The organism is Spongiibacter sp., assembly GCF_041602295.1.
Taxonomy (GTDB): domain Bacteria; phylum Pseudomonadota; class Gammaproteobacteria; order Pseudomonadales; family Spongiibacteraceae; genus Spongiibacter.
In genome coordinates this window covers 1-11455 of record NZ_JBFIGO010000088.1, presented here as the reverse complement: position 1 = coordinate 11455, position 11455 = coordinate 1, and the positions used below count along the sequence as shown (strand labels likewise).

The following is an 11455-nucleotide window of genomic DNA, read 5'->3' as shown; positions in this document are numbered from 1 at the left end:
TGGGCTGGTCCATTGCCTTAGCGTTGCAGGGTTTTGATGCCATCGGCACTGCCCAGCAGTAATAGGTCGGCGGGGCGCAGGGCGAACAGGCCATTGGTGACCACGCCGGTAATGCCGTTGATGATCTCTTCAGTCTTCTGCGGGGTGCTTATCATAAAGTCGTAGAGATCGAGGATGACATTGCCATTGTCGGTGACAACGCCCTCGCGATAGACCGGGTTGGCGCCGAGCTTAAGCAGCTCGCGGGCTACATAGCTGCGCGCCATGGGAATGACTTCCACCGGCAGCGGGAAGGCGCCCAAGCGGTCTACCAGTTTGCTTTCGTCGGCAATGCAGATGAACTGTTCGCTGGCGGCGGCGACGATCTTTTCGCGGGTTAGCGCGGCGCCCCCTCCCTTAATGAGTTCCAGGCGGTGATTGCACTCGTCTGCGCCATCTACATAGACAGCGATGCCGCCACAGCTATTTAGGTCCACAACTTCTATGCCGTGGCCTCGCAGTCGTTGGGCCGAGGCTTCGGAGCTGGCGACGGTGGCTTTGATGTCGTCCTTGAAGGCGGCGAGCAGGTCGATAAAGCAATTGGCGGTGGAGCCGGTGCCTATGCCGATAATTTCGCCATCGAGAATGGCGGGTTTGACCTGCTCGATGGCGGCGGCGGCGACCGCTTCTTTAAGCTGCTGCTGATTCATGGGCTTTTCGCTGACGCTGTAGAAATGGAAGCCGGCAGTATAAATCTGCCGTGCTCTGAATGCGAGTTGTCGGGATGCGCGACGCCAGCTTACGGGGCGGTTATGTCCCAAACTAGACATTTTAGTGGCGAGCTTTTATGCTCGAACGTCGCCCAGCTAAAACTATGATAACAAGGGCGGCTCCAGTAGCACCGCGAAATACGTCAAAGAAATCAGCCAGGGTAGTTGTTGCAGGGCAGCAGACGGGACAAGTCTGTGCCTCTCGGATTCCGAGGTCAGGGAGTGTTAGGAGACGGCATGAGCCGAATAAAAATAAATACTGGATCAATAGGGGCGTCGCAGGGTACAGCCGCACAAGTCACATCAGCAAGCGCATCTCAGGGCTTTCGCATTGAGCGCATTTTTGCGCCGCTGGCGATTGTGTTGGCGTTTTCCGTGTTGGGCTACTTGCTCTGGGTAACGCTGAGAAGCCCGCTGGAAACCGGCTTGCACGTGGTGCGCATGGAGCAGCTGGACGCAGTGAAGAATGCGGACCTGCAGTTTAATCGGGCCATTGTGCGTGCGCCGCTGCAATTAGATGATGAGCCTGGCGCCTTGCTGGCGGCTGCCGATCGCTTTGACGAGCAGGCCAAGCAGATCGCCTTTGGTCAGGCTGGCCTGAGAGGGCAGGCACCGCTGGTTGACCGCGCCTTGGACGATTTTCTGCGAAGTGCGAATGCCAAACTGGCGCAGATTGATTCTTTTCAGGAGTCGCTGAGGCGCTTCAGGCTGCTGTTTGCGGCCATGCGTAATAGCGGTGTGTCTGTGCTGGGCGCGCCGGTCGTCGAAAATAGCCCGGCTCTGCGTGACAATATTAAGCGCTTACTGCGCGAGACGACCGAATACAGCATTGTGTCTGCAGCGGACAATGCCGAACGGATGGCACGGCTCAGCGCTGATATCGCAGTGCAGTCCAGTTCGCTAAAAGACACCGAGTTGTTGGCCGCGCTGTCCCAATTGCTCGATACCGTCGACGGCCTGCGCTTTACCCGCGACGCCTTGGAACAGCAGCTTGATGATATTGCTGAAATTGGTGCTGCTGGCGCGCTGGCGACGTTGAAAGGTCGCTATGAGGCGCATTTTTCCCAGCTGCAGGCGGTCGCTGACCGCAACCGTCAGACGCTGGCGGTGTATGCGGCGGCATTGTTGCTGGCCTTTGGCTTGATAGCCTGGCGACTGCGGGGCAGCTTTCAGGAGTTGGATCAGGTCAACATGGAGTTGCAGGATGCCAACGTTAATCTGGAAGGTATTGTGGCTGAGCGCACTCGGGATCTGAGTAGCGCTCTGGAAGACCTCAGGTTGCAGCAGGCGCAACTGATCCAGTCGGAGAAAATGGCTTCTCTGGGGCAAATGGTCGCCGGTGTTGCCCATGAGATCAATACGCCGCTGGGATATGTTAATAGCAATGTGTCTATCGTTCGCGAGTTGGTCGCCTCGATGGAAGAGAGCATTGATGACGAGAGTCGCGGCGAGTTCGATATGCTGCTGGGAGATGCGCAGTATGGGCTTGAGCAAATCTCCGAGTTGGTGATGAGCTTGAAAAACTTCAGCCGTGTCGATCGCTCACAGACTGAGTTGTTCGACCTTAATGAGGGTATAGAGACCTCGCTGAAGATCTGCCAGAGCCAGACCAAGGACTTGGAGGTTGAGCGCGATTTTGCCGACTTGCCCGATATCAACTGCGCGCCGTCGCAGCTCAATCAAGTTTTCCTCAATCTGATTAACAATGCCTCCCAGGCGATGGCTGGCAAGGGCAAGTTGTCGATCAGTACGGCGCTGGAGGGTGATAACGCCGTGGTGAAGGTTCGAGACACCGGTTGTGGCATGGATGAAGACACCGTCGCGCATATTTTTGAGCCTTTCTATACCACTAAGCCAGTGGGCGAGGGCACGGGGCTGGGTTTATCAATCGTGTTTCGCATTATTGAGGATCACGGCGGCCAGATCAGTGTAGATTCGGCGCCGGGCCAAGGCACCGAGTTTCGCGTTAGCCTGCCGATCAAGGGCAAGCGGGGTAGTGAGCAGTCGGCGGTCACTGAGGACAGTATTATTCTCAGCGATAGCGTAGTGTAAGGAGCAGGCACGATGACTGAATTAGCAGAGAGTAAGGCAAAGATTCTGTTTGTCGACGACGAGCCGCGGATTCTGGTCGCGCTCAAGGCGTTGTTTCGCAATAGCTATCAGGTGTTTACGGCAAATTGTGGTGCCGATGCGGTGGCGCTGCTGCGCGAGCAGGACATCGACGTTATTGTTTCCGACCAGCGTATGCCGGCGATGACGGGAGTCGAGGTATTGCGCACAGCTCGCGAGCTGCGGCCGCGCGCGATTCGGGTGCTGTTAACCGGCTACTCCGACCTCAGTGCGATTCTCGGTGCGATAAATGACGGTGAAATTTTTCGCTTTATCAACAAACCTTGGTCCAATAATGAGCTGCGTGAAACTATTGCCGCGGCGGTTAAGGCCTCTGAAGTGGATGTTGCTGAGTTGCCGGAAAGTACTGAACCGGAGTTGAGCGCCGAGCTGGCAGCGGAGCCATCTGCCGGGGCGCAGCCAGCGCCTGCCCCGGAGCCCGCTCCGGCGGCGGATAAAACGGCGGAGTCGCCGCTCGCCCGGCCCGGGGCTGATGTGGCGGCAGCGGCTGCTACGTTGCGCAATGAAACAGGGATTCTGGTGCTTGACGAAGACAGCACCACTCGCGAAGTGTTGCAGCGGGTATTGCATAAGGACCGCCCGGTGTTTACTGCTGTTGACCTCGAGGGAGCACTGGAGGCGCTGGAGCGGTATAGCATTGGGGTGATTATTACCGAATTGTCGGTGGGCGGAGAAAGCGTAACCGCGTTGCTTACGGCACTTCGCCAGCATCACCCCAGTCTGGTGGCTATTGTGCTCACCTCCCGTGCGGATGCGGGTCACGGCATCGAGTTGATTAATCGCGGGCAAATTTACCGCTTTCTGAGCAAGCCAATCAGTGAAGGTATGCTGCGCGGTAGCGTCAATTTGGCGGTACGGCGCTTCGATATTTTGCAAAAGAATCCGGAGCAGACTTTGCGTCTGGCGGCCGAGGCGGCACCGGAGCCGGAGAGTGATCGCCGAGGTGTTTTCAAGCGCATCGGTCGGCTATTTGGACTGACCGCCTGAGGCGTTGAAAGGAACGATTACCATGAATACCATGATCAACGACGGATTGCCGGCCAGTAGTGCGCCTAAGAAAAGCCTGGTGCAGTCTGCTGAAACCTTTATCGCTGTTGTATTGTTTGCGGTTTGTGCTGCCGCCGGTTTGGCCGCTTGGCTGATGAGCCTCAGTGACGGCAGTGCTGATAGTGCCGATGAGATGGAGATGGTTCAGGTGTTTGCCAGTTTGGCAGATGCCGAGTTGGCCGCTGATGAGCAAGATGTGTTGCTGGAGTGGCAGCAGCGGCTTGAGCAGGCCTTTAGTCAGCGTGAACAGGCGTTGCGCAATCAGGAACAAAGCGCGGTACTGGAAGAACAGGCCGCAGCCTTGGCTGCGGCTCAGGCCGCGGCAGAAGCGGCAAAGCAGGCGGCGGCAGCCGCTGAGCAGCGTGCCCGCGATGCCGAGCTGGAGCGCCAGCGCGATTTAGAAAAACAGCGGGCGGCGAAAAAGGCGCAGCTAGCCGCCGTGGCGCCAGTGGCCAAACCCAAGCCAAAGGCTAATGCGGTGAGGGTGCCGGCCAGTGTGGACTGGAGTAGCTGTCGTAAGCCGCGTTATCCGCGCGCCTCGATTCGCTTGAAACAGGAGGGCACGGTGACTTTGCTGTTTGCTGTGGATGCCGCAGGGCAAGTGATCAGTGGCGAGGTGCAAAAAAGCAGCGGGGTCGATCGTTTGGACAATGCCGCGTTGGAAGCGATTATGAGATGTACATTTACGCCGGAGACGCTGGGCGGTGAAGCCCAGGCGTCAACTGCGCAGGTGCGCTTTGGTTGGCGCCTCGGCGGCTGATTGATTGCCGCTAACGACAAGCCCGCCATGTGCGGGCTTTTTTGTGTCGCCCCGCGGCTGGCATGGTTAAGCGCGCGACGACGCGGTAGACTTGCCAGCTTGTTTGACACAGCTGCCCACAGGGCGGTGACAGGAGCCGGTTACACCATGCCACAGAGTTATATCAAAAAAATTCTCGATGCGCGGGTCTATGACGTGGCGATTGAGTCGCCCGTGGATGAGGCGACTCAGCTGTCCAGGCGCTTAGCTAACCGGGTGCTACTCAAGCGCGAGGACCTGCAGCCGGTATTTTCCTTCAAGTTGCGCGGCGCCTACAACAAAATGATTCACCTCAGCGAGGCTGAGCGGAAAAAGGGTGTTGTTGCCGCCTCTGCGGGTAATCACGCTCAGGGCTTGGCTCTGGCCGCGCTCAAGTTGGGGGTCAAGGCGACTATAGTGATGCCGAAGACGACGCCGCAGATCAAGGTTGATGCGGTGCGCTCTCGCGGTGGTAGGGTGGTGCTGCACGGCGATACCTATGACGAGGCCTCGGCTCACGCCAAAAAGTTGGTCGAGGAAAAGGGCATGGTTTACGTCCACCCCTATGACGACCCCGAGGTCATTGCCGGTCAGGGCACGGTGGGCATGGAGATTCTTCGCCAGGTCACTGGCCCGTTAGATGCGGTGTTTGTGCCGGTTGGCGGTGGCGGCCTGGCCGCTGGCGTGGCGGCTTATATCAAGTACGTGCGCCCCGAGGTGAAGGTCATTGCCGTAGAGCCTGAGGACGCCGCCTGCTTGAAGGTGGCGATGGAGAAGCAGCGGCGGGTGCGTCTGAAGGACGTGGGTATATTTGCCGACGGTGTTGCCGTTGCGCAGATCGGCAAGGAGACATTCCGGGTGTTGCGCAAAACCATCGACGGGGTGATTACCGCCAATACCGATGAAATCTGTGCGGCCATTAAAGATATTTTCGATGATACGCGTTCTATTGCCGAGCCTGCCGGTGCTCTGGCGTTGGCTGGGCTGAAAAAGTATGTGGAGCAGCAAGGCTGTGAGGGCAAGACCTTGCTGGCGATTGAAAGTGGCGCCAATACCAACTTTGATCGCCTGCGCTATATCTCTGAGCGCACCGAGATTGGCGAGCAGCGCGAGGCTATTCTCAGCGTTACCATTGCCGAAAAGCCAGGCAGTTTTAAGCAATTTTGTGCAGCTTTGGGCAAGCGCAATATCACTGAATTTAACTACCGTTATGGCGATGATCGCAATGCGCAGATTTTTGTTGGTGTAGCGGTTGCGGCGGGCGGTCACGGTCGCAGCGAGCTGGTGGAGTCGCTGCAACAGCTCGGTTATCCGGTAGCTGATATGACCGACAACGAAATGGCCAAGCTGCATATCCGGCATATGGTTGGCGGTCACCGTCCTGCAGCGGTAGCGGAAGAGCTGCTCTATCGTTTTGAGTTCCCAGAGCGGCCTGGCGCATTGATGAACTTTTTGACCCGCCTGGGCAATCGCTGGAATATTTCCCTGTTCCACTACCGCAACCACGGTGCGGCCTATGGCCGGGTGCTGGTGGGTCTGCAGGCGGGCAAGGGCGAGCGCAGGGCTGTGGAAGTGTTTTTGGACAAGCTTGCCTATTCCTACCATGAAGAAACTGACAACCTTGCCTATCAGCAGTTTCTCAGTTAACGCCGTATCTGAATGAGTTCGCGGTCACTGGCGATAAGGTCTAGGGGGATATCCCAGTGTTGGCTGGGCAGGTGTGGGACTTCTTGGCAGTGGTGGCTGAGGCCAATTAACAGCGGGCGTTGCCGTTGGGCGCCGCGCTGTTGTTTGAAGGCGAGTGCACGATCGTAAAAGCCACCGCCCATGCCCAGTCGTCGCCCGCTGCGGTCAAAGCCCACCAGTGGCAGCAGGATAACATCGAGTTGTCGGGGGTCGATTGCGCGGCGTCGCAGGGCGTTGGGTTCGGCGATGCCATAGCGATTGTGACGCAGGGTGTGCTGTGGCCGGTAGTGGTGGAAGCGCATTTCGGCGCGCCGGGCGTCGGCGTGGATCACCGGTAGATAGCACTGTGCGCCGCGGCGTTGGCAGGCGACAAGCAGTGGCAGTGTGCTGATTTCGCCGTCGCTGGCGAGGTAGCTGGCGATGTGGCGGGCGCGGCGGAAGGCGGGCAATCGCTGCAGTTGCTGCACAAGGCGAGTGGCGGCGCGCTGTTGCTGGCTGGCCGACAATGCCCGGCGTTGTTGACGCAGTTTGCTGCGCAGCTGACTTTTGCTCAGGGCATCCATGGCGCAAGTATCGGTCTTTTCGCGAGTGGTAGTGTGTTACTGAGTGTGGCCGAAAAAAAGGCCCCAGGATACCGCCGGCCGCGTGGCCCTTGAACCCAGCGGTTCAAGGTGGAACTCACCGCGGCATCTTTAGGCTTTCCGTCACGCGGACATGCACACCGTTACCGGCTGGTTTGCTCCGGGTATAAAAGCATCGGCTCAGGGGTCTGACGGCCTAGCGCATATCCCAGGAGTGGACAGTATACCGGCTGGCCCTTGGGCTTAACAGGGTGAGTGCGGCTTCAGCCGATATCCAGCTGCCGGCAGCGGTTGAGAGTGTCGTCAATATTGTCGCAAATGCGTTTGCTGACGCTGGCTTCCTGCTCGCTGCTGGCGCCGCTTTTGCTGGCTTCGCGCAGCTCGTAGGAAATATTCAGGGCGGCCATTACGGCAATGCGCTCCAAGCCGATAATTTTGCCCGAATTGCGGATGTTGCGCATTTGCTGGTCGAGGTAGCGGGCGGCTTCCAGTAGCCCCGTTTGCTCCTCGGCCGGGCAGGCGACCTGATATTCCTTGTCGAGGATTTTGACGATGACCGTCTCTTTGCTCACTGTGTTGTCTCCGTGTGGCAGTGGGGAGCAGTCATCAACATTCTTTTTCCAGGGCGCGCAGGCGCTGGATCATCGCGTCGACTTTTGCTCTGGCTGTATCGGTTTTTTCGATCAGCGTTTCGCGCTCGATCTTCCAATTTTGCGTCTCGGTTTTCAGGGCGCGATTCTCGGCGTCCAATTGCTCGCACAATTGGATCAGTTCACCGACCTTTTGTTCCAAACTCTGCAGCTGTCGATCGTCCATTGGGGCTCTATCCGTGACCGGGCAAGGTTAGCCAATAGTAGAGCGCGCATCGTCGGTGGGTCAACGCCTTCACAAGGTCGTCGCTATTCGATTTTCGGTTGAATCGGCGCTAACATGCGCTTCCTGCCTTTGACGCTGCCGGGGAGCGCAATGTCTGACAACCTTGATCACGATGATTTAGCCAATTTATTTTTGAATCTTGGAGCGCTGCAGCCGCCCGCAGAGCTGCATGGCTATGCGGTAGGTTTTTTGGCGGTGGGCGGTCGCGTGGAGCGCCAGGCCTGGATGAAACACTGCGTGGAGCTGTTGGATATCGATACGCCGAATCCAGAAGATGGCGACGGCCTGTTTGCGGTGTATCGCAGTGCTTTACAGGCACTGGCGTCAGAGGAGCTGGAGTTGGAATTACTGCTGCCTGACGACGACCTAGATCTGGATCAGCGGATTGTCAGTCTTGGCCATTGGGTTCAAGGATTTCTCACCGGCTTTGCCATGGCGGGTAAGCAGCGTCAGAGTGAGGGCGTTGGCTTGGATGCGCTGTCTACAGAGAGCCGCGAAGCCCTGGGTGATCTGGCGGCCATTGCTCAAGTGTCGGCTGACCAGGGCGAGGGTGAAGGCGGTGAGCAGGATTTTGTTGAAATCTGTGAATATGTGCGAGTGGTGGCGATGACCATTTACCTGGAATGTAACGCCGAAGGCGCTGCGGACAAGCCCACCGGGCCGCGTTTGCACTGACGCTTGGCGTTTAGCGGCTGTGATAAGCTCGGCAAAAGGGTTCGGTGTAGAGGCGTTATGAGTATCAGTAAGCAAGAATTTGCACGTCGTCGGAAAAACTTAATGGCGCTGCTGGAGCCAGGCAGTATCGCTATTGTACCCTCGGCGAGCCTGCAGACCCGAAGTCGCGATTCGGAATACCCCTTTCGCCAAGACAGCGACTTTTTTTATCTCAGTGGCTTCAGCGAGCCCGATGCGGTGCTGGTATTGCTGCCGGGCCGCGAACAGGGCGAGTATATTATGTTCTGTCGCGAGCGCGACCCGGCGATGGAATTGTGGAATGGCTATCGCGCCGGCCCGGAGGGAGTCTGCCAGCAGTTTGGCGCCGACGACGCTTTTCCCATTAATGATATCGATGAGATTTTGCCGGGGCTGATTGAGGGGCGGCAGCGGGTCTACTATGCGATGGGGCGACACGCTGAATTTGATCGGCAGGTCATGCACTGGGTGAATGTGATTCGCTCAAAGGTGCGCAGTGGCGCCGAACCGCCAGGGGAGTTTCTCGATCTGGACCACCTGCTGCACGACATGCGGCTGTATAAGAGCGCGGCGGAGCTGCGGATTATGCGCCGCGCTGGCGAAATCTCGGCGGCCGCCCATTGCCGGGCGATGCGCCACTGCCGGCCGGGGGTCTACGAGTACCAATTAGAGGCGGAGATTCACCATGAATTTGCTATGGCCGGTGCGCGCTTTCCGGCCTATAGCAGCATTGTTGGAAGTGGCAAGAACGGTTGTATCTTGCACTATGTCGAGAACGACAGCGCCATTCGCGATGGTGACTTGGTGCTGATTGATGCCGGTTGCGAGTTGGAGGGTTACGCCGCAGATATTACCCGCACCTTTCCGGCCAATGGCCGTTTCAGCGATGAACAGCGCGCGCTTTACAATATTGTCTTGGCCGCTCAACAGGCTGCGATCGCGGTTATTCGACCGGGTAATCACTGGAATCAGCCGCACGAGGAAACCGTGCGGGTGATCACCCAGGGCTTGCTGGAGCTGGGGCTACTCAGTGGTGAATTGGAGGCGCTCATCACCGCCGAGGCCTATAAGCCTTTTTATATGCACCGCGCTGGCCACTGGCTGGGGATGGATGTGCACGATGTTGGCGACTACAAGGTCGGTGGCGAGTGGCGGGTGCTGGAAGAGGGCATGGTGATGACCGTTGAACCGGGCATCTACGTGGCGCCCGATAACGATAATGTGCCAGCGCGCTGGCGCGGCATTGGCATTCGCATCGAAGACGATGTCGCCGTAACGAAAGATGGCTGTGAAGTACTCACTGCCGACGTGCCTAAGTCCATCGATGAGGTCGAGGCTTTAATGGCGGAGGCGCACCGTGTCGGTTGAATACGATGTTGTTATCGCCGGCGGTGGCATGGTGGGGGCGAGCTTGGCGCTGTGCCTGCATCAGCACAGCGGCGGTGCCTTAAAGGTCGCCGTGGTGGAGAGTTTTCCTCTGCCGCCGCTGAGTGAGCAGGGGCCGAGTTATCGGCCGAGTTTCGATGCGCGGTCCACGGCGCTGTCCTACGGTAGTCGGCAGATCTATCAAGCGCTGGGGCTGTGGTCGACACTGCAACACCATGTTGCGGATATCCTTAGTATCCAGGTGTCTGATCGCGGGCATTTCGGCAGCGTGCTGATGCGCCACGAGGAGCTGGGTTGGCCGGTGCTGGGGCACGTCATTGAAAATGCCTGGCTGGGGAATGTATTGCTCAACCACTTGCGTCGCCACACCAATGTTGAATTTCTGTCGCCGGCCAGTGTTGAATCGGTGCAGCTGACTGAAGCTGCCGCCGAGCTGACTATTCAGCGCCAGCAAGCGCTGCAAACCTGCCGGGCGTCGCTGTTGGTGGTTGCCGATGGCGCCGAGTCAGGATTGTGCGCGCGGCTGGGTATTCATCGCCGGGTTGACGAATACGCACAGACCGCAGTGATCGCCAATATTGCCACAGAGCTTTCACACCAGGGCGTCGCCTACGAGCGCTTTACTGCCGAGGGGCCGTTGGCGATGTTGCCATTGCTGCCCGATGAGCAGGGGCAGTCGCGTTCGGCGCTGGTATGGACCTTTCCCGAAGATGATGCCGAGCAGGCGATGGCCTGGAGTGATGAGGAATTTCTGTCGCGCTTGCAGAGCCAGTTTGGCCACCGTCTGGGGCGCCTGCAGAAGGTGGGGCAGCGCGCTGCTTTTCCGCTGCGCCTGAGCTTTGCTGAAGAGCAGGTGCGCCGCCAGGTGGTGGTCATGGGCAATGCTGCGCACTCCCTGCATCCTGTGGCTGGGCAGGGGTTTAATTTGGCGCTGCGCGACGCGGATGCCTTGGCCCGCCGCCTCGCAGAGGCCGCCCGCAGCGGGGTTGCTGTCGGTGATTTAGCGGTGTTGCAGGGGTATTTGCGCAGTCAGAATACGGATCAGCAGCTCACGACGCTATTTTCTGATCGCCTGACCAAGCTGTTCAGTAATCGTCAGCCGGTGTTGAGCTTGGCGCGGAATATGGGGTTGCTCATGCTCGATGCCAGCCCGCCATTGAAATCCCGTTTTACCGCTCGCGCCGCCGGTGTGTTTAAGGGGCGTGATTTGGAGTTGCCGTTGTGACGGATCATCGAGAAAGTTTTGATCTTATTATTGTTGGGGCCGGTTTGGCGGGGGCGGCGTTTGCCTTGGCCATGGCGGAACAGCCGCTGAACATCGCCTTGCTTGATGCCCAGCCCGAGCGCGCGGGATGGCCGCCGCTTGACGACACCGTGCTGGATTACGATGCCCGCGTCAGTGCCTTGACAGAAGCGTCGCGCAGCTTTTTACAGCGCCTCGGTGTCTGGTCAGATATTGTTGAGCGCCGCGCCTGTGCCTACCAAGAGATGACCGTATGGGATGCCGAGGGTACCGGGGAGATACATTT

At 58.3% G+C, this 11455-nt stretch carries 12 protein-coding genes and 1 other RNA gene; 8 read left to right on the top strand and 5 right to left on the bottom strand.

From position 1 onward, the window contains the following. Nucleotides 1–17: 17 nt before the first annotated feature. Nucleotides 18–689 (bottom strand): ribose-5-phosphate isomerase RpiA, encoded by a 672-nt coding sequence (gene rpiA / locus ABYM29_RS12530; RefSeq protein ID WP_372865107.1) that lies wholly within the window; start codon nucleotides 687–689, stop codon nucleotides 18–20. 297 nt (nucleotides 690–986) lie between these two features. Here rpiA and ABYM29_RS12525 point away from each other — a divergent pair, with 297 nt between their 5' ends. The 4 genes from ABYM29_RS12525 to ilvA are packed head-to-tail and all read left to right on the top strand — an operon-like array spanning nucleotide 987 to nucleotide 6351. Further along, the gene (locus ABYM29_RS12525) at nucleotides 987–2801 is read left to right on the top strand and encodes an ATP-binding protein (RefSeq protein ID WP_372865106.1); all 1815 of its coding nucleotides are present in this window, start codon (nucleotides 987–989) and stop codon (nucleotides 2799–2801) included. A gap of 12 nt (nucleotides 2802–2813) precedes the next feature. Continuing rightward, entirely contained in the window at nucleotides 2814–3866 is a 1053-nt protein-coding gene (locus ABYM29_RS12520; protein WP_372865105.1) for a response regulator, read from the top strand. 22 nt (nucleotides 3867–3888) lie between these two features. Continuing rightward, on the top strand, nucleotides 3889–4686 hold the full coding sequence (locus ABYM29_RS12515) for an energy transducer TonB (RefSeq protein ID WP_372865104.1): 798 nt from the start codon (nucleotides 3889–3891) through the stop codon (nucleotides 4684–4686). Between the two features lie 27 nt (nucleotides 4687–4713). Beyond that, the gene (gene ilvA, locus ABYM29_RS12510) at nucleotides 4714–6351 is read left to right on the top strand and encodes a threonine ammonia-lyase, biosynthetic (protein WP_372865103.1); all 1638 of its coding nucleotides are present in this window, start codon (nucleotides 4714–4716) and stop codon (nucleotides 6349–6351) included. Here the strand turns inward: ilvA and ABYM29_RS12505 are convergent. From ABYM29_RS12505 to ABYM29_RS12490, 4 genes are all read right to left on the bottom strand, one after another. Next, a complete protein-coding gene (locus ABYM29_RS12505) occupies nucleotides 6348–6953 on the bottom strand; it encodes a 5-formyltetrahydrofolate cyclo-ligase (protein ID WP_372865102.1) in 606 nt (201 codons plus the stop codon). The genes ilvA and ABYM29_RS12505 overlap by 4 nt on opposite strands. Nucleotides 6954–7009: 56 nt before the next feature. After that, nucleotides 7010–7189, bottom strand: a non-coding RNA gene (ssrS, locus tag ABYM29_RS12500) — 6S RNA. A gap of 45 nt (nucleotides 7190–7234) precedes the next feature. Further along, entirely contained in the window at nucleotides 7235–7543 is a 309-nt protein-coding gene (locus ABYM29_RS12495; RefSeq protein WP_372865101.1) for a cell division protein ZapA, read from the bottom strand. Between the two features lie 34 nt (nucleotides 7544–7577). Next, the gene (locus tag ABYM29_RS12490; protein ID WP_372865100.1) at nucleotides 7578–7787 is read right to left on the bottom strand and encodes a TIGR02449 family protein; all 210 of its coding nucleotides are present in this window, start codon (nucleotides 7785–7787) and stop codon (nucleotides 7578–7580) included. A gap of 150 nt (nucleotides 7788–7937) precedes the next feature. Here ABYM29_RS12490 and ABYM29_RS12485 point away from each other — a divergent pair, with 150 nt between their 5' ends. The 4 genes from ABYM29_RS12485 to ABYM29_RS12470 form a co-directional block, all read left to right on the top strand. Beyond that, on the top strand, nucleotides 7938–8522 hold the full coding sequence (locus tag ABYM29_RS12485; RefSeq protein ID WP_372865099.1) for a UPF0149 family protein: 585 nt from the start codon (nucleotides 7938–7940) through the stop codon (nucleotides 8520–8522). Between the two features lie 57 nt (nucleotides 8523–8579). After that, nucleotides 8580–9908, top strand: a complete 1329-nt coding sequence (pepP, locus tag ABYM29_RS12480) for a Xaa-Pro aminopeptidase (protein WP_372865098.1) — start codon at nucleotides 8580–8582, stop codon at nucleotides 9906–9908. Next, complete coding sequence (gene ubiH, locus ABYM29_RS12475) at nucleotides 9898–11151, top strand: 2-octaprenyl-6-methoxyphenyl hydroxylase (RefSeq protein ID WP_372865097.1); 1254 nt, start codon at nucleotides 9898–9900, stop codon at nucleotides 11149–11151. Before pepP ends, ubiH begins: the two co-directional genes overlap by 11 nt. Beyond that, nucleotides 11148–11455, top strand: a 308-nt coding sequence (locus ABYM29_RS12470) for an NAD(P)-binding protein (RefSeq protein ID WP_372865096.1), incomplete at its 3' end; no start/stop codon positions are given. The genes ubiH and ABYM29_RS12470, both read left to right, overlap by 4 nt.